Consider the following 19,158-nt stretch of genomic DNA (forward strand, 5'->3'; position numbering starts at 1 on the left):
TTTAATAGCTCTTCTCAATTCTCTGTAGTTGTTTCAAATGATGGTTTAAATGGATTGCAATGAACCTAAGCCAGTGATTGGGGTTGAGGTAGCCCATTTTAGGATGGGGAGCTTTGATGGATAGATCAGCTTTCTTTAGCTTAGGGTAAGCCGTCTGCAGTTGTTTTAAAAAGACCTCCATGAGCACTAGCATGTCGTCCTTTTCAACTTTTTTTACGCGTTCAGCAAGTGTTTTAGGAGCCGTAAATCTTTTACCCGGCGGCAACATGCCTAGAAAGAGTATGAGTTTGACTGCAAAGGCAGTTGGTTTACTCTTGCCACGGCCTTCAGCGCTCTCCGTAAGCTGGATCAGCGAAAGAATGCTTGCGTCAAATATGTGGTAGTAGACCTCGCTGTATGACCAACCGTGAATCGGAGGAGTTACTTGCCATTGAGCGTCATCAATTTTCTTAAGTTTTGCCTTGTATTTATCAACAATTTGTTGAATCCATCGGTAGTCGCTAATTGCTCCCATATGCTAAAAAACGAGGTTAAAAATGATGTAATAACTCTTCCAGTTGATGAATTTCCCATTCCACATCTTCTGGTTTTTCGGCTTTTAATGGGTTAAAGTAGATTGCTTTAATGCCAAAGTCTAACGCACCACGTACATCAGCCTCCAAACTGTCGCCAATCATGATAGATTCTTCCTTGCCGGCGCTTGCTTTCTCAAGCGCATATTCAAAAATCCGTTTGTCTGGCTTGTTCACACCCACGTCTTCGGAGATAATCACATTGCTGAAATAAGGGTTGAGGTTACAAACGGACATCTTCATTAACGTCGATTCCTTAAAACCATTGGATATAATATGTAACGTATATTTTTGTTGAAGATAGGTCAGGACCTTCTCTGAGCCAGCAAAAAGATTGGTTTTAGTAGGAGTAATGCGTACATAATCGTCCTCAAACTCTCGCGACACTCTTTCCGGATCAATGCCCAGCTCTAAAAAAGTTTTATTAAATCGCTCTGATCTCAGGGTCTCTTTGGTAATTTGACCCAAATGATATTGCCTCCATAATTCATGGTTGTTTTCCGTATATCGGGTAATGAATTCCTCCACGCTGCCGCAGCCCAGGCAGTCGAGCTCATGTAGCAGGTAAAGCTCATTCAACGTTTCCTGTGCGTTCTTGTCGAAATCCCATATGGTATGATCGAGGTCGAAGAAAATGTGTTTAATCATAGCTTAGTTCCATAGGCAAGGTCCCCAACGTCACCTAACCCTGGCACAATATAAGCCTTACTTGTCATTTCTTCATCAATTGCACCAAACCAAAGTTTGGCCTTTGGTAAATTGGCCCGAACGTGTTTGATGCCTTCGGCACTTGCAATAGCTGAAACAATATGTAGTTCTTTAATTTGATATTGAGCGATAAGTTCTTTGCAGCACATAACCATGCTTAAGCCAGTCGCCAACATGGGATCCGCCATAATCACAATCCTATTGCTGAGGTCGGGGGTAGAGATGTATTCCAACTTTATCTCAAAACGACCACTCTTATGGTTGGCTCTATATGCGGCGATAAATGCAGCATCTGCTTTGTCAAAAACATTTAACAGTCCTTGGTGTAAGGGCAGCCCAGCTCTTAAGATAGTTGCTAAAACAGGTTGCTGGGTAAGCTTAAAAGATGCTGCTATTCCAAGAGGTGTTTGCGTTTCTGCTTCGGTATACTCCAGAACCTTGCTTATTTCATAGGCGAAAAATTCACCAAGTCTTTCCAGATTTCTACGAAAGCGCATGGTATCTTTTTGTATCGTTTCGTCCCGAAGTTCGGCAACAAAAGTATTTGCTATGGATGAAGTTTTACTGAGGTCGAATATCATACCTAAATATAAGTTTTACTGGCATAGGTTATGTAATATAATCTTGTTTTTTGCCTAAATTTGATATCTATGAAATTCAAAATTGTTTCAGACTATAAACCTACCGGAGATCAGCCGAACGCTATAAAACAGTTGGTGGAAGGTGTAAATGGAGAAGAACATTACCAGACATTGTTAGGTGTAACTGGTTCAGGGAAAACGTTTACGATAGCAAATGTAATCGAGCAAACGCAAAAGCCAACGTTAATTCTTAGTCATAACAAAACGCTTGCTGCGCAGCTCTATGGAGAGTTTAAGCAATTCTTCCCTGAAAATGCAGTGAACTATTTCGTTTCTTACTATGATTACTATCAGCCTGAAGCTTTCATGCCCAGTACAAATACTTATATAGAGAAAGATTTAAGTATCAATGAGGAGATCGAAAAACTTAGGTTACGCACAACTTCGTCATTGATGTCTGGTCGGAGGGATGTAATTGTTGTTTCCTCCATTTCTTGCATCTACGGTATGGGAAACCCGGAAGACTTCTCCCGATCGGTCTTTCGCTTCGCAGTGGGAACCCGAATTTCAAGAAACTCATTTTTGCATAGCCTTGTCGAAATACTTTATGCCCGCACAACCAACGATTTTAAACGGGGTACATTCCGTGTGAAGGGTGATACGGTAGATATTTTCCCTGCATACCTTGATAGCGCTTACCGCGTGTCTTTTTTTGGGGACGATGTAGAAGAGTTGAGCGTAATAGATCCTATCACTGGTAAGACACTGGAAAAACTGGAAGACATGGCTATTTATCCGGCCAATCTCTTCGTTACACCGAAAGATCGGTTTAATTCTTCCATCTGGGGCATCCAGGAAGAACTGGAAATCAGAAAGAATCAATTGATCGACGACCGACAATTACTTGAGGCAAAACGCCTGGAAGAACGCGTCAACTTCGATATCGAAATGATGAAAGAGCTTGGATACTGCTCTGGGATCGAAAACTATTCTAGATTTTTCGACGGCAGGCAACCTGGAATGAGGCCTTTCTGTTTGTTAGACTATTTCCCTGACGATTACCTGATGGTGATCGATGAAAGCCATGTTACTGTTCCGCAAATACGTGCCATGTATGGAGGAGACAGATCCCGTAAGATGTCTTTAGTAGAATATGGTTTTAGATTACCCTCAGCGCTGGATAACCGACCGTTAAATTTCGAGGAGTTTGAGCGCCTCGCTCCGCAAACTATTTATTTAAGCGCTACTCCAGCCGACTATGAGTTACAAAAATCAGAAGGGATTGTTATTGAACAGGTAATCAGACCTACAGGGTTACTAGATCCTATAATTGAAGTAAAACCGGCGATCAATCAGGTCGATGACCTACTAGATGAGATAGACAAGACCATAAAGTTAGGTGACCGGGTGCTGGTCACTACGCTAACCAAGCGAATGGCAGAGGAGCTCACTAAATATATGGACAGGCTTAATATCAAATGCCGTTATATTCACTCAGAAGTTAAAACGCTGGAGCGAGTAGAAATTTTACGGGGCTTGCGATTGGGTGAGTTTGACGTATTGATAGGTATTAACCTCCTGCGAGAGGGTTTAGATTTACCTGAAGTATCCCTAGTTGCAATTCTCGATGCTGACAAGGAAGGTTTTCTTCGTTCGGAACGATCCCTGATTCAAACCATTGGACGTGCTGCCCGGAACGATAGGGGAAGGGTAATTATGTACGCCGACAGTATTACGGATTCGATGGCGAAAACTATGGATGAAACCAATCGAAGGAGAGAAAGGCAGATTAGCTACAATTTAGAGCACGGTATTACGCCTAAAACTGTAGGTAAAAGCAGAGAGGCTATCATCGAACAGACATCTGTGCTGGACTTTTCTTCAGGGGAGAATAAACGCGCTAAGCCTTATATCGAAGTCGATGAGGTAAGCATGGCAGCCGATCCGATTGTGCAGTACATGACCAAGCCAGAGATGCAGAAGTCTATTGACAAGACAAGAAAAGAGATGGCCAAGGCAGCAAAGGACATGGACTTCCTGTTGGCAGCAAGGCTAAGAGATGAAATGTTTGCGATGGAGAAGGTTTTTGAAGAGCGCTTTAAATAAGATTTATTTGATTTCCTCGTAATCTACAAAATCGCCTAACTTATCAGCATTACCTTGTTTAGGCTGGGGAGGCATATATTCAATGGATATATCTCCTTCCTGGCGTTCATTGGCTTGGCGACTTTGTTGCTGTTGTGAAGCTTGTTGTTGTGCTTTGCTAAACAGGTTTTTCAAAACAACAGGGAAAATCAGACGCAGAATGAGTCTAATGATATAGATAACTAGGAAAGTAACTAATATAAATTTTAATAGTGCCATAATGATGACTTTACATTTAATACAAATATAGACGGCCTCAGATTTTTATTATTACAGATATCAGGCTTTTATTGCAGTTCAATTACATTGGCAACCCGACCAACCTGGCCATCTTCCAACCTAACTTTTATCCCTCTTGAGTGAAAGGGTGCCGATGTTAGTAAGGTTTGAACCATCCCATAAGTGAGTTTTCCAGTTCTTTGGTCTTTCTTCAAAATGACCTCAACTTCAAGTCCTGGATAAATGTCTTTTCTGCTTTTTCCGTCCATACTGATCTCAAAATTACGGCTTTTTTATTAAATCATTTTTATCTAAGTTTGGGGCTATTTTACTTTTAAACAAACCTTAATGAACAACTGGTTAAAAGCGAATGGCACTCACCTGGCCATCATTGGATTTTTCATCGTTATCTGTTTCGTATATTTTAGTCCCGTTCTGCAAGGAAAAGCTCCAGCTCAAAGTGACGTGCTACAAGCAAAAGCAACAGCTAAAGAGATCATTGAGTATAAAGAAAAAGATGGTAAAGGACCACTTTGGACCAACCAGATGTTTGGGGGGATGCCAGCTTATCAGATATGGGTGCAACACCCTTACAATGGCGCCACCTATGTTATAAATCTAATTACCGCTGTTTTTCCTGATCCGGTGGGCGTAGTTTTCCTTTATCTTTTAGGAGCTTACTTGCTATTCTGTGTACTCAAAATAAATCCCTGGCTTGCTGCTGCGGGTGCTGTAGCTTTTGCATTTACTTCATATAATTTTATAATTATTGCTGCGGGACATAGCAACAAAGCATTTGCCATTGCTTTTTGTGCCCCTATCATCGCTGGGGTTATTCTGACCTTAAGAGGTAAACTTTGGATGGGTGCGAGTTTGACCGCACTATTTTTGGCGCTTGAAATAAGAGCCAATCACATACAGATGACCTATTACCTGATGATTGCCTTATTAATCTTCATAGGAATTGAAGTTTATCATGCTGTAAAGGAAAAGAGAACACAGCAATTCGGTAAAGCACTTGCCTTTCTCTTTGTTGCAATGCTATTGTCCTTCATGGTAAATGCAGGAAAGCTTTGGACTACTTATGAGTATGGAAAGGAATCCAATAGAGGAGCTTCCAATCTTACAACAGATGCTGCCGAAGCTCAAAATGGGCTATCGAAAGAGTATGCATATGGCTGGAGCCAGGGCGTTGGCGAGAGTTTTACATTCTTGATTCCCAATCTCTATGGTGGTGCGACGAGCATTGAAGCACTGGTTAACCCTGAGAGTCATACTTATAAAACTTTACAAGGTATTACAGGTGGAGATCCGACAGGAGCCATTTCACAATTGGCTCAGCAAATAGGGCTACAGCAATACTGGGGTGAAAAACCTGGAACATCGGGACCATATTATTTTGGTGCGATTGTATGTTTCTTATTTGTATTTGGCTTGCTTGTCGTTAGAAGTCGATTGAAATGGTGGATCCTAGGAACAACCATTCTATTCTTGCTTCTTTCTTTCGGAAAAAACTTCCCAATTGTATCTGATTTCTTTTTTGCCTACTTCCCAATGTACAACAAGTTTAGAGCTGTAGAGTCTATCCTTGCTATCGTTGGTTTGATGTTTCCACTTCTTGCATTTCTTGCAGTCAAAGAGACGCAGGATGGAGGTTTTGAACAAAAGGTTTTAGTAAAGAAGCTGACAATCGCTGCAGGAATAACTGGTGGCTTTGCTTTACTTGTCGCCCTTATGCCGACTGCACTTTTCAGCTTTCAAACTGCGAATCATCAGCAAATGCTTCAGGCATTGACACAGATGCTGCAGAATAATGTCGGTGCAGCGCAGAGCATTCTGGCTGCCCTGGTTTTGGATCGTTCAGATCTGGCCCGTGCCGATGCGTTACGTACTTTATTGTTTATCGCCATTGGGTATGGAGTAGTTTGGGCAATGATCACCAAAAAAATGAATATGCAGTTCGCAGTAATCATTTTAGGTCTTGCGGTACTTGTTGACATGTGGCAGGTAGATAGAAGGTACCTTAACAACAGCAACTTCGCTAGTAAAACAGACCTTACTAACCACTTCCAGCAGCGTGACGTTGATAATCTGATCCTGTCAGACAAAGATCCTAACTTTAGAGTTATGGACTTAAGCATTAACACCTTTCAGGATGCAAGTACCTCTCAGTTTCATAAAACCATTGGAGGTTATCATGCCGCAAAATTGAAGCGCTACCAGGAGCTTATAGACAATCAGCTAACAAAAAGCGTTAATCAGGATGTTTTGGATATGCTAAATACCAAGTACATCATTTCGCAAAACCCACAGACGGGATCTTATAGCATGAACCGCAATAGTACAGCGGCAGGGAATGCATGGATCGTTCAAAGCGTTCAATTCGTTAAAGATGCAGATGAAGAAATGAAAGCGATCAGCAGTTTTGATCCAAAGAATGAAGCCATAATTGATGAAAGGTTTAAGTCGATGATCAATAGTAAAAATGTCGGCGCAGATCCAACCGCTTCCATCAAATTAGATAGTTACCATCCAGATCACCTGGAATATTCGTATAGTGCACCACGTGATGTGATAGCGGTCTTCTCTGAAATCTATTATGATAAAGGCTGGAATATGTATGTAGATGGGGCTAAAAAGCCTTATTTCAGGGCCGACTATGTACTCCGCGCCGCACAGTTAGAGTCTGGAAATCATAAAGTAGAATTCAAGTTTGAACCAACTTCCTATTATCTGGGAGAGAAGATTTCACTCGTTGGTTCAATACTTTTATTAGCGGCACTGGGCTTCGCGATTTATTCAGACAGAAAAACAAAAATGGCTGTATAAATTGATAACACGCCTTTAACTTCTTATTAATCTATGTTTTGCAGTTTTGTAAATAAACTGTATCATATGGTTGAGCTGTTTTTCGTATTCTGTTTATTAGGACTTCTTGTTTTATTCTTCGGGCCCTTTGACTTGAAAGTTGAGGAAGACGATGTCTAAACGCGAAGTTGAAATAGTTGTCATATCAGACGTTCATCTGGGAACCTACGGATGCCATGCCAGAGAGCTGCTCAAGTATCTAAAGAGTGTTAAGCCCAAAATGATTGTCCTTAACGGTGATATTATAGATATTTGGCAGTTCAGTAAGAGGTATTGGCCCGAGACCCATATGAAAGTACTAAGGAAGCTTATGAAGTTTGTAGTGGAAGGTGTGCCTGTTCACTACCTGACAGGTAATCATGATGAGCTTTTAAGGAAGTTTGCTGATATTCATATGGGCGCTTTTCACCTTCAAAACAAGCTTATTCTTGAGCTTGATGGGAAAAAAGCATGGTTCTTTCATGGAGATATTTTCGATGTCACCATGCAGCATTCCAAATGGCTAGCCAAACTGGGTGCCGTGGGTTACGATACTTTAATTTTGATAAATAGTGTAGTTAACTGGTGCCTATCGTTATTCGGTCGGGAGAAAATGAGCTTCTCAAAAAAAATAAAGGCTAGGTTTAAGGATGCTGTAAAATTCATCAATAAGTTCGAGCACACAGCTGCAGAGCTTGCTGTGCAAAATGGTTATGACTTTGTAATTTGTGGCCACATTCATCAGCCCGAGATACGAAAAGTAACTACAGAAGAAGGGTCTGTAAGCTATTTGAATAGTGGGGATTGGGTAGAAAACCTCACAGCACTTGAATATCAGAATAATGCCTGGAAAATCTTTAAATATGATGCCCGGGATTTTGAGCAAGATGAGGCAGAAGAAGGACAGTTGTCCGATGGAGAAGATCTTCATAGCAAGCTTGATATCAATACCCTACTTCAGAAAATCAAATTAGAAATTGTGTAAAGCCCAAAATTTACAGATATTCGATCCGCATGAAGATTTTATATGCCATACAAGGCACTGGAAATGGTCACATCAGTCGCGCCCGAGAAATTGTTCCATTGCTTCAACAATATGGGGATGTTGATCTTTTGATTAGTGGCACACAGGCAGATGTTAAGCTGAGCCAGGATGTGCGCTACCAGCTTCACGGATTCAGCTTCGTCTTTGGTAAAAAAGGGGGGGTTAATCATTATGAGACTTGGAAATCAATGAATCTGCCCCGATTTGTAAAGGATATGAGGGCCGTGCCTCTTAAGTCCTACAATTTAATTTTGAACGACTTCGAGCCAGTCACAGCCTGGGCCTGTAAAACGCAGAAAATAGAAAGCGTTGGTTTAAGCCACCAGGCTTCTTTTCAATCGGCCAAGGTTCCAAAGCCAAAGAGTATTGACTGGGCACAATTGGTAATGAAATATTATGCTCCCGCAAGTCATTATGTTGGGTTCCATTTTGACAATTATGATGATTTCATTCACACTCCGGTTATTCGCCGTGAAATAAGAGAAATGTTGCTAACTAATCTCGGCCACTATACTGTTTACTTACCTGCAGTTGATGACAAGCATCTTGTTCCTACCCTAAATAAAATCTCCAACGTAAGTTGGCAAGTTTTTTCCAAGCATTGTGAAGCCGATTACGAGAATGGTAATGTAAAAGTTTGTCGCATCAATAATGAATTGTTTAACAAAAGCCTTGCCTCGTCTGAAGGACTTTTTACAGGTGGGGGTTTTGAGGGTCCTGCTGAGGCGTTGCATATGGGTAAAAAATTACTGGTTGCACCGATGAGGTTTCAGTATGAGCAACAGTGCAATGCATACGCTTTGAAACAATTTGGTCTCCCTGTAATCTGGGGTAGCAACAGAAATTGGGAGCCTATTATCAGAACTTGGGTGAATAATCCACAAGAGCATAAGTTTCATTTTCCTGATGAAACAGCTGCCGTAATTGATCGTGTAGTAAATAAGTTTGCCAGATAATTTGCTTTACTTTGCCTTTCATAAAATGGCATGATCAATCAATTCAGAAGTTTAAATCCTGTAAACCTACTTCTCCTCTTTGCGTTTACATTTTTTATGCGCATGGCGATTTTTTCAGATCTCCCTACTGATCTTCAATTTGAGCTACTGGAGTCTTACGCAAAATTCCTCATCGCAATTCCATTTAAAAGCTTCTCCCCCACAGGCAATGTTCTTCTTGCAGGGCTAATCGTATTCTTCCAGGCGATTCTGTTCAATAGGGTCATTAACAATCATACCTTATTAAGTAAACCGGGCTATCTTCCAGCACTACTTTATGTGACAGCAGCGAGTCTTTTTATGCCATTCCTTATTTTAAGTCCAACACTGATCTGTAATTTTCTTTTAATCTGGATAATGGATAAGTTTCTTAAGATCGGGAAGTCGGCCAATGCAGTAATGATTATGTTTGACGCGGGGATGATCATTGCAATTGGCACTTTGATTTATTTCCCCTTTATAGTAATGCTTATTATGCTTTGGCTAACCCTTCTCTTGTACAGGTCTTTTAACTGGAGAGAGTGGGTTTCAGGTTTAGTTGGCTTTTTGACTATTTTTTTTTTCGTTGGGGTTTATTATTACTGGAATGACAGCCTATCTCAATTTTATAAAATTTGGCTCCCCTTAGGCAACAAATTTCCCTCTGCATTTAAGATCAATTACAATGACTACCTCGTGCTAGTACCGGTTATCCTGATGATGGTTTTGGCTTCGCTTCAGCTGCGGGAAAACTTTTTCAGGAGCTTTATTAGTACAAGAAAAGCTTTCCAGATGCTTTTTTTTATGTTTATTATCAGTGTCTTAAGTTTTTACACAAAGTCAGATTTTAGGATTTACCATTTCCTGATGTGTGTCCCACCGGGGGCAGTATTGTTAGCCTATTATTTTTCGAATGCCCGTAAGCGCTGGTTTTATGAAAGTCTGTTTCTAATACTTGTATTTGCCATCCAGTACTTTTTGTTTGTTTAACTCTTTTTAACAATTCACAGCCTCGAAACTAGTTAAAGATTAATAGCTTTGTGATCATGAACTTAGCAGTTTTGAATGCATAACCTTGTAATAGATATTGGTAACACAAATCATAAACTGGCTATTTTTAGAGGCAGAGATTTGATTCATTATCAGTCTACAAAGCAAATTAGTGCCGCTGTTATAAAGGATTTGATCTCGCAGTATGGAGTTACTGCATCGACCATCTCCAGTGTTGGGAAAGAGCATCAGGCTGAAGTAGAGTTACTAAAACTGAAGACTAAATTTTACCCCTTTTCCACAATTCTCGAGCTCGGCGTAAAGAATTTTTACGCCACGCCTCAAACACTTGGTTTGGATCGTTGGGCAAAAATTGTTGCTGCGAATCACCAATACTCAGGGACGCCTTGTTTCATAATTGACGCTGGGACTTGCATTACTTATGATCTGCTCAAGAGTGATTCCACGTATTTCGGAGGGAGTATAAGTCCAGGTATCGGGATGCGATTTGCTGCCTTAAATCACTATACCAAACGATTGCCATTACTGGAGTGGAACACAAATGAAGTAGATATTCCTGAAGGTATTGATACCGCAACTGGAATAAGAAATGGTGTTCTACAAGGGATTGTTAATGAAGTAGAAGGCAATATCGCTCGTCTAGATAAAATAAATAAAGGATTAAATGTACTATTTACAGGTGGCGATGCGACATTTTTGTTAGAGCAATTAAAAAACAGCATCTTTGCGCCTCAAATTATACACGATCCATACTTAGTATTAAAAGGATTAAATGAAGTCATTGCATTTGAATATGTACAAAAAGATTAATTATATAGCAGCAGTATTGTTATTGCTTACCAGTATTTCTGTTAGTGCCCAGGTAACTACTCAATCTCCATACTCTGGATATGGTTTAGGAAATTTCAAAGGATCACTACTTCCTCAGTTCAGAGCGATGGGCGGAATTTCAACAGGTGTATTCAGACCGGGAATAGATAACACTATAAATATTCAGAACCCGGCAACGTTTTCCGGAATAAACTTTACAACAGTTGATATTGCTGTAACAGGAGGTTTTACTCAACTGAAGCAAGCTACTGCAAAAGAGAAAAGCTTCAATTCCACACTCAGTCATGTGGCTGTTGCTTTCCCTATTCTAAAAAATAAAACCGGCCTTAGTTTCGGTATACTCCCATATTCAGAACTGGGCTATAAATTTACGAGCAAGCAAAATATTGATACCAATAGTGTCAATTATCCACACTCGGGAGAAGGGGGACTTACGAAAGCATACATCGGCTTGGGACAGCAAATAGGAGATCATTTCAGAATTGGCGGAAATGTTGAATACCTATTCGGTAACTTGTTGGAAACGGTGTCTACAGAAATAAATTCATTTCCAACTGTCAATTCGAAGGTTCAAAACAAAAATAGTATAGGTGGAATTAGTTTCTCCTACGGTGCTCAATATGAAATTCAATTAACCACCAAAAGCAGGATTACGCTAGGTTACTCAGGATCTTCTTCTTCTACTATAAATTCTAAAAGAACTTTCGTAGTTACACAATACCTGAAAAGCGCAACAGGTGAGGATGAGGCAGCCTTCGATACAGTTGCCTTTATAGAGAATAATTCAGCCAAGCTGAAGCTTCCATTGATTCATAATTTTGGAGTTTCAATTCAAAAAGATAACGTCTGGATGATTGGTGCCGATTTCAGAACGGGGAAATGGTCTAATTACAGTCTTGAAGGAGCCACACCAAATCAACAAAACTTGCAGGATAGTTGGGGTGCTTCCCTTGGCGGACAGATAACCCCAGATTTTACTTCTGTTGGTAGCTATTTTAAAAGGGTTGATTACCGTTTTGGGCTAAGCTATGATAAAACATACATTAAACTTGCCAGCGGCGACGACGTAAAGAAGATGGGGATTTCATTTGGCTTAGGCTTGCCATTGGCGCCAAACATAGCGAGAACCTCATTTTATAAAATGAATGTTACTGCGGAGCTCGGTAAAATGGGCGCCATTAATAATGGTAACGTTCAGGAAAATTATATTAAGTTACACCTTGGCTTCACATTGAACGATAGCTGGTTTAGGAGATACAAGTTAAATTAATGGAACCTAGAAGTATAATATATTCGCTTATTATACTGTGCTTTCTACAAGTTTCGCTTTCCTCTTGCGGAGAAGACGATTTAAAAACTGCAGCTAAACTCAAAGGGCGGGTTAGCATGAGTTCAGATACTACCCGAAGTGTAGATATTACTTATAGTGATTCTGCCAAGGTAAAGGCACAAGGTTTTGCTCCGGTGCTTGTGAAGGTTGTTCCTGCAAATGGAGGAAGCTTTCAGGAGATGCCAAAGGGAATTAAGATAAACTTCCTCGATCCATTGGCCAATGTCAAGGGATCTATCACCTCTGATTATGCCATTATGAAGGATTTGGAAAAGACTGCAACCTTCCTGAGAAATGTTGTTGTGGTTAACGAAAAACTTACCTATAATACTGAAGAATTGGTGTGGGATCAGACGAAGAAATTATTCACTTCTCCAAAAGGGGTAATCACTAAACCAGACGGCACTGTTTTATCTGCGGTTAACTTTACTGCGACGGAAGATTTTTCAACTGTCACCTGGGAGAATGGGACTGGAGAGGTCTATGTTCCTGATAATTACGGTCAGTAATTATGTTGTGTAATATATTTTCTTTTTTTCTCAAAAGTTGTATCTTGCGCCCTCTTAAAAAAATTTTATAAATAAGAATATTATGGGGTTAATGACATTTTTGCGCAATCGTGCAGGCTACATTATAATTGGAGCCATCGGTTTTGCAATTGTTGCGTTTTTGGTTGGTGATGCGATTAGCGCTGGTAAGCCTTTTTGGGCTGCCTCTCAAAAAGTGGTGGGAACGATTGATGGTGAAGATATAAGTATAGAAGAATTTGGTCCGAAAGTAGAGCAGAGTCTAGCTCAATTCAAACAACAATACGGTGGATCTGGAAATTCACAGATGCAGGCAATGGCTGTCGACAATGTTTGGCAGGGGGAAGTTGCTAATGTGTTGTTAGGAAAAGAATATGCAAAGTTAGGGATTACTGTTTCTTCGGATGAAATGTCTGATCTAATTCAGGGGGCAAATCCAAGTCCACTTATAGTTCAGTATTTCGGCAATCCACAAACAGGTCAGGTTGACCGTGTTCAAGTATTGAACACTTTTAAAAAAGGCATGAAAGATCCTAAAGTTAGACCGCAAATACTAGCCCTTGAAGCTGAAATTGAAAGACAAGCGCTGCAGCAGAAATACTCCAAACTAATTAATAATTCTGTTTATGTCTCTACATTAGAAGCTAATGATGAGTATTTGAACCGCAATAAGATCGCTAACTTCAAGTATGTAACCCTTGATTACGCTTCTATACCAGACGGAAGTGTAAAACTTACAGATGCAGACTATTCTGAATATTATGACAACAATAAAAAACGTTTTGAAAATCCAACTGAAACTCGCTCTTTGGAGTACGTTTCTTTTAGTGTAAATCCTACTAAAGAGGATAGTGCGGCTGTAAAAACTCAGGTTGATAAGCTTGTTGCCGATTTTAAGTCAGCGGCAAACGACTCACTTTTTTCAGCAGTGAACTCAGACGTCAAAATCCCTTATACCTATATAACGAAGGGTAAGCTTGATCCTGCAGTTGATTCAGTAGTATTCAATTTGCCCGCAGGTTCCTTCTACGGACCTACGTTCTCGGGTAACTCTTACAAGCTTGCTAAAGTTGTGGACACACGTTTTTCTCCGGATTCGGTTAAAGCGAGTCATATTTTATTGAACCCAGCTCAATTAGGTGGCGTTGATAAAGCTATTAAAATGGCTGATTCTCTAAAAGCGCTGATCCAAAACGGTGCAAGTTTAGCTTCCCTAGCTTTACAGTATAGTGTTGATGGTTCTAAAGATAAAGGTGGTAACGTTGGTACCTTCACTCGCGGCCAAATGGTTCCCGAATTTGAGAATGCTGCATTCAATGGAGCTGTCGGAGATTTAAAAGTGATAACTAGTCAGTTTGGTGTTCATTTGTTGAAAATTGACAAGCAAATTGGAAATTCTAAAGTGGTGAAACTTGCTTACATAGAAAAAAATCTAATGTCGAGTACCAAAACCAAGGATGCTGCCTATAAAAAAGCTAGTACTTTCTTGAACGAGGTTAAGGATGGTAACTTTGCCACAGTAGCTCAAAAGAGCGGATATACTGTAGGTGTTGCAGATAAAGTTGGCCCCTCACAAGGTTATGCGGCTGGTCTGGATAATCCACGTCAGTTAATCCGTGATTCTTACGATGCTGATAAGGGTGAAGTATTAGACCAGGTATATCAGATGGACAACGCTTTTGTGGTTGCTCGTTTGACTGACATTAGGCCTAAAGGCACTTTGCCATTAGAAACAGTTAAAAAAGATATTGAACCAATGGTTCGCATTGTTGCCAAAGGGAAAATGCTTAAGGAAAAGATGGACAAGGCCTTAGCAGGCGCTGGCAATCTTAATCAGGTTGGTCAGAAATTAGGAAAACCTGTCATGCCAATTCAAAATATGGTTCTTGCCAATCCTGTAATCCCTGGAGCAGCACAGGAAAATAAAATAGTTGGAAATGTTTTCGGTTCTCAACCAGGTAAAGTATCTAAAGCCATCATTGGTGAAGCGGGCGTTTATTCATTTGTTGTTGATGGATTTATCAATCCTGCGCCATTAGCGAACACTTACAAGCAAAAAGAAGCGATGATGCAATCAATAGCTCAACGTTCTTTAGGGTCTGCATTCCAGGCTTTACAGGATAAAAGTGAGATAAAAGACAATAGGGTGAAATTCTATTAACCTTATTTTATGTAATTTTGTAGCCGGAAGCAGTTTGCTTCCGGCTTTTTTATTACTATAAGACTTATGGAAATTCAGGAGAACTTTGTAAACAAAGTAGCAGCAAGTGGGTTGATTACGCTTAATCTCGAAGAGTATTTTCACCAGGGGGAGCGTATCGTATATGATATTAAGGACAATCTTTTTCATGGTCTTATGCTAAGGGAAAAAGATTTCAGGGAATTTATAAAATCACATGACTGGTCTGTTTACACGGATAAAAACATCGCTATAATTTGTAGTGCTGACGCTATTGTCCCAACTTGGGCCTATATGTTGTTAGCCAGTAAAATGAAGCCATACGCCAATGAGGTAATATTTGGAAGTCTTCATACACTTGAAGCGATGTTATTCGTTCGCGCGCTTTCAAAAATTGATGTTAATTCATTTGCTAATGAACGCGTGGTCATAAAAGGATGTGCTGATATTGAAGTTCCCATTGCTGCATATGTAGAAATTACAAGCTTACTAACTCCCGTTGTAAAGAGCATAATGTATGGAGAGCCATGCTCCACAGTGCCAATCTATAAGCGTAAAGATTAGTTTGGATTGTTTTTTGTTTAGCAAGAGTATGAGAAAATTTTTGTTGTTGATTTTCATCGCATTTGTAAGCTTCAATTCTTATGCCCAGGAGCTTCCGTTTGTTAAACAACCGGTATTTCAACCCGGTGAGGTGCTACAGTACAAGCTTAAATATGGCTTTATTACTGCAGCGGAAGGCACGTTGAAAGTATTGGAAGGAGATCTTAAGTTCGATGGACAACCTACATACCGACTTAGCGTTGATGGGGTAACTTCAGGTACTTTTGATGTGTTTTATAAAATCAGAGACCATTATGATTCCTATATTGACAAGAAGGTGCTTAAACCTTATTTCTATCAAGAGAATATAAGAGAAGGTAATTACCGGAGGCAAGATAAGGCAAGGTTTAACCAGGACGCTAAAAAGGTGATAGCCAATAAAGGGACATTCAATACCCCAACTACTCAAACATTTGATTTGGTATCGTCCTATTACTTTGCTAGGAGTCTGGACATCTCCAAAATGAAAACTGGTGATTTTGTTAAATTGAATTACTTTTTAGGAGATGAAGTGAGCCAGCTGGAGATTCAGTATGTTGGTAAGGAAGTAATTAAAACAAAGCTCGGAAAGATTCGGTGCCTAAAGTTCAGCCCCTCCATTAAACCAGGGAGAATCTTCAGAAAGGACAGTCGTCTGTATCTTTGGATTACCGACGATGGTAATCGTGTACCTGTAAAAGCAGAAGTAGAAATTCTCGTGGGGTCTGTGGTGATGGAAATAAAGTCAGCCGAGGGATTAAAATACCCCTTGACCTTAGTAAAATAGAAATGATAGAAGTACAAAATACATTAATACATGAAGATCTTATTACAGAGAGCTTTGTGTGTAACCTGAATAAATGCAAGGGTATCTGCTGTGTAGAAGGTGATGCAGGAGCTCCACTTGAAGTAGCAGAGACAGCCATTCTTAAAGAGATCTACCCAAAGATTAAACATCTTCTAGAACCCAAGGGTATCAAGGCTATAGAGGAGCAAGGGACTTCAGTAGTTGACTCAGATGGCGACTTGACCACGCCCTGTGTAGATGGTAATAAAGAATGTGCCTATGTTACTTTTGAGAATGGCATCACCAAATGTGGAATTGAAAAAGGTTATGAACAAGGAATAGTGGATTGGCAAAAGCCAATCTCCTGCCATCTTTATCCGATTAGAGTTACGCAATACCCAGAATTTGAAGTGCTTAATTATGATAGGTGGCATATTTGTCATGATGCCTGCACGTTTGGAAGAGAATTGAAGGTGCCGGTTTACCAGTTTTTGAAGGGCCCTCTGATTAGAAAGTATGGCGCAGAGTGGTATGCTGAATTGGAAGAAAGCGTAAGACCGTAAATTGTAGTATTCCGTTTGCCAAAATTGCTTATTGTTTTGACAATTTTCAGAAATAACGAACCCCTGAATTCGCTTTCCTTTGATAGACACCAAATATAGGCCTATTCATGAATCTGAGATGCGTTATACTTTTAGGACTTTTATTTTTCAATTTCATAGCTTTCGGCCAGCACGATCCAAAAGTGCTAAAAGATTGGCAAGACCAGAAATATTCCATGTTTATTCATTTTGGAATCTACTCAGTCTTGGGCGGCGTTTGGGATGGGAAACCGGCAACTAGAAATGTAAGTGAACAAATTCAGGCGCATGCAGGTATTTACACGGATGAATATGCGAAAATTGCCAAGCGCTTCAACCCTAAAAGCTGGAATGCGGATTCTATAGTTAACCTTGCAAAAAAAGCAGGCATGAGGTCTATCGTAATTACCGCAAAGCACCATGACGGGTTTTGTATGTTTAAGACCAATACAACAGACTTCAACGTTGTGGATGCGAGTCCGTATAAAAGAGACATTATCAAAGAGTTATCTGAAGCGTGTAAGAATGGTGGGCTGAGGTTCGGTTTGTACTTTTCGTTAATTGATTGGCACTTCCCTCAGGCATCACCGATCTCTAGCAGCAATTCGGATTACATTACGCCGGAGCATGTAGAATACAATAAGAAACAAATCACGGAGTTATTGAGCAATTACGGATCTATTTCGGAGTTGTGGTTCGATATGGGATCTCAAAGCGCGAAGGAAAGTAAAGAACTTGCTGATCTCGTTCATAAGTTGCAGCCAGATTGTATGATTGGCAGTCGCATTGGAAATGACATGGGAGACTTCACAGTTATGGGAGACAATCAGGAGCCTGATTATGTGATTGGTGTACCATGGCAATCCCCAGCTTCATTTTTCGATGAAACATGGGGGTATCGTTCTTTTCAGAAAAGAGGTAAGGAAGAAGATAAAGTAAAGGAAAAATTAACCAGCTTGATTAGGGTGGCGAGCAGGGGAGGTAACTTCCTGTTGAATATCGGTCCCAAGGGCGATGGTTCGGTAGTAGAGTTCGAGAAAGATGTATTGCTAACGATCGGACAATGGTTAGCAAAAAACCAGGAAGCGATCTATGGCACTAACCCTGACCCTTTCCATGTTGCCTTCAAATGGGGAAGCTTAACCAGCAGAACGAACAAAATTTACCTGCATTTATTACATCAGCCAGAAAACGGACAAGTGATTTTACCCGGACTAACAGGTAAAATTAAATCTGCTTATGTACTTGGAGAAAACAAGAAGGTTAAATTCTCACAAACAGCAGTTGGTGTTAAAGTTTTAGTGCCAACCGGGTTGGATCTAGCTAAGGAATTTAAAGTGATCGTACTGGAATTTGCAAACGGCTTCCAGGTGCCACCAGCTAACGTCATCGTTAAAGACAATACCGTGCTAAAACTAAGCGGCCAAAATTCTTTTAAGCACTACAGCAATTCGGGTATTGATTACAGTAACAGGTACCAAAGCATAGTAAAAGAATCCTGGAACATTAATCCAGTGCAAAGCGGCGTGCTAAGCCCTACCATCTACTATACGAATGAAGAAAAAGGTAAGGCACTTGATGTTGAAATCGGAGGAAAAACAACAGTAATAAACTTAACCGGAGGCGACGAAGAGAAACTCAACAATGATCCATCAACTATAAGATTTGGTCCGCTTTACCAGTCCGGGTTCTTTTACTCTGGTCCGGGCGGCGTTCATGGGAATCTTGCAGAAGTTTCGATCGACAAACCATGGCCTAATACAAAATCTCCTGCTTGGGAAAAGAAAGCAAACTGGAAAAACAATGGTATTTATGAATTGCCGGCAGAGTTGAATTCAGCTACTTACCTGCTCCAGGAAATCACTTCAGGTACAGACCAGCCCTACCTAATTGGTGTGACCAGTGGTGATGCTGTTACCGTTTCGTTGAACGGGGTAGTATTAGCAGAACACAATAATCCTTTCAAAGAGAAATCTCTGAAAGATGTGATCTTACTCCCCTTAAAACAAGGTGTCAATAAATTAATGGTGAAATACTACAATGGTTTTCAAAAAACTACGGTATTAAGTATTGACAATAATATTAATCAGGTATATTTCAAGAAAGCACTAAAAGCATTAACTATTCAAAAAGGTAATTATTACGGCTTCAGCTGGCAGTTACACAAACCATATTCTCCGCATACCACCATGGGCATGTATAATGCCTGGATGGAGTTAACCACGACAACCAAATAAGC

Annotated in this window: 18 protein-coding genes; 13 read left to right on the forward strand and 5 right to left on the reverse strand. The window is 40.2% G+C overall.

Annotation, left to right across the window (positions count from 1 at the left end):
* Position 1 precedes the first annotated feature (1 nt).
* The 3 genes from ACHFIZ_RS10600 to upp are packed head-to-tail and all read right to left on the reverse strand — an operon-like array spanning position 2 to position 1,861.
* The gene (locus ACHFIZ_RS10600) at positions 2-514 is read right to left on the reverse strand and encodes a DinB family protein (protein ID WP_410885596.1); all 513 of its coding nucleotides are present in this window, start codon (positions 512-514) and stop codon (positions 2-4) included.
* A gap of 16 nt (positions 515-530) precedes the next feature.
* Positions 531-1,220 (reverse strand): YjjG family noncanonical pyrimidine nucleotidase, encoded by a 690-nt coding sequence (locus ACHFIZ_RS10605; protein WP_410885598.1) that lies wholly within the window; start codon positions 1,218-1,220, stop codon positions 531-533.
* Positions 1,217-1,861, reverse strand: a complete 645-nt coding sequence (upp, locus tag ACHFIZ_RS10610) for a uracil phosphoribosyltransferase (protein ID WP_410885600.1) — start codon at positions 1,859-1,861, stop codon at positions 1,217-1,219. The genes ACHFIZ_RS10605 and upp overlap by 4 nt, the downstream gene beginning before the upstream one ends.
* A 69-nt stretch (positions 1,862-1,930) precedes the next feature.
* Between upp and uvrB the strand changes: the two genes are divergently transcribed.
* Entirely contained in the window at positions 1,931-3,967 is a 2,037-nt protein-coding gene (uvrB, locus tag ACHFIZ_RS10615; RefSeq protein ID WP_410885602.1) for an excinuclease ABC subunit UvrB, read from the forward strand.
* A 3-nt stretch (positions 3,968-3,970) separates the two neighbouring features.
* On the opposite strand, the gene ACHFIZ_RS10620 is transcribed toward uvrB, so the two are convergent.
* Positions 3,971-4,225 carry a DUF4834 family protein gene (locus tag ACHFIZ_RS10620; protein WP_410885604.1) on the reverse strand — a complete coding sequence of 85 codons (255 nt, stop codon included), beginning with the start codon at positions 4,223-4,225 and terminating at the stop codon, positions 3,971-3,973.
* 68 nt (positions 4,226-4,293) lie between these two features.
* Positions 4,294-4,494, reverse strand: a complete 201-nt coding sequence (locus ACHFIZ_RS10625) for a YwbE family protein (protein WP_410885606.1) — start codon at positions 4,492-4,494, stop codon at positions 4,294-4,296.
* A 79-nt stretch (positions 4,495-4,573) separates the two neighbouring features.
* Between ACHFIZ_RS10625 and ACHFIZ_RS10630 the strand changes: the two genes are divergently transcribed.
* From ACHFIZ_RS10630 to ACHFIZ_RS10685, 12 genes are all read left to right on the forward strand, one after another.
* A complete protein-coding gene (locus ACHFIZ_RS10630) occupies positions 4,574-7,054 on the forward strand; it encodes a YfhO family protein (RefSeq protein ID WP_410885608.1) in 2,481 nt (826 codons plus the stop codon).
* A 151-nt stretch (positions 7,055-7,205) separates the two neighbouring features.
* Complete coding sequence (locus tag ACHFIZ_RS10635) at positions 7,206-8,057, forward strand: UDP-2,3-diacylglucosamine diphosphatase (RefSeq protein WP_410885610.1); 852 nt, start codon at positions 7,206-7,208, stop codon at positions 8,055-8,057.
* Positions 8,058-8,086: 29 nt separating this feature from the next.
* On the forward strand, positions 8,087-9,073 hold the full coding sequence (locus tag ACHFIZ_RS10640; protein ID WP_410885612.1) for a glycosyltransferase family protein: 987 nt from the start codon (positions 8,087-8,089) through the stop codon (positions 9,071-9,073).
* 30 nt (positions 9,074-9,103) lie between these two features.
* Positions 9,104-10,081, forward strand: a complete 978-nt coding sequence (locus ACHFIZ_RS10645; protein WP_410885614.1) for a DUF6427 family protein — start codon at positions 9,104-9,106, stop codon at positions 10,079-10,081.
* A 75-nt stretch (positions 10,082-10,156) separates the two neighbouring features.
* A complete protein-coding gene (locus ACHFIZ_RS10650) occupies positions 10,157-10,912 on the forward strand; it encodes a type III pantothenate kinase (protein WP_410885616.1) in 756 nt (251 codons plus the stop codon).
* Positions 10,875-12,203, forward strand: a complete 1,329-nt coding sequence (locus ACHFIZ_RS10655; protein ID WP_410885618.1) for a hypothetical protein — start codon at positions 10,875-10,877, stop codon at positions 12,201-12,203. Before ACHFIZ_RS10650 ends, ACHFIZ_RS10655 begins: the two co-directional genes overlap by 38 nt.
* Entirely contained in the window at positions 12,203-12,772 is a 570-nt protein-coding gene (locus ACHFIZ_RS10660) for a hypothetical protein (RefSeq protein WP_410885620.1), read from the forward strand. The genes ACHFIZ_RS10655 and ACHFIZ_RS10660 overlap by 1 nt, the downstream gene beginning before the upstream one ends.
* An 82-nt stretch (positions 12,773-12,854) precedes the next feature.
* Complete coding sequence (locus ACHFIZ_RS10665) at positions 12,855-14,951, forward strand: SurA N-terminal domain-containing protein (RefSeq protein ID WP_410885622.1); 2,097 nt, start codon at positions 12,855-12,857, stop codon at positions 14,949-14,951.
* A gap of 66 nt (positions 14,952-15,017) precedes the next feature.
* Positions 15,018-15,533 (forward strand): DUF2480 family protein, encoded by a 516-nt coding sequence (locus ACHFIZ_RS10670; protein ID WP_410885624.1) that lies wholly within the window; start codon positions 15,018-15,020, stop codon positions 15,531-15,533.
* Positions 15,534-15,561: 28 nt separating this feature from the next.
* A complete protein-coding gene (locus tag ACHFIZ_RS10675; RefSeq protein WP_410885626.1) occupies positions 15,562-16,338 on the forward strand; it encodes a DUF3108 domain-containing protein in 777 nt (258 codons plus the stop codon).
* A gap of 2 nt (positions 16,339-16,340) precedes the next feature.
* Positions 16,341-16,901 (forward strand): DUF3109 family protein, encoded by a 561-nt coding sequence (locus ACHFIZ_RS10680; RefSeq protein ID WP_410885628.1) that lies wholly within the window; start codon positions 16,341-16,343, stop codon positions 16,899-16,901.
* A gap of 107 nt (positions 16,902-17,008) precedes the next feature.
* Positions 17,009-19,156, forward strand: a complete 2,148-nt coding sequence (locus ACHFIZ_RS10685) for an alpha-L-fucosidase (protein ID WP_410885630.1) — start codon at positions 17,009-17,011, stop codon at positions 19,154-19,156.
* Positions 19,157-19,158: the final 2 nt, after the last annotated feature.

The organism is Pedobacter sp. JCM 36344, assembly GCF_046546555.1.
GTDB lineage: Bacteria > Bacteroidota > Bacteroidia > Sphingobacteriales > Sphingobacteriaceae > Pedobacter.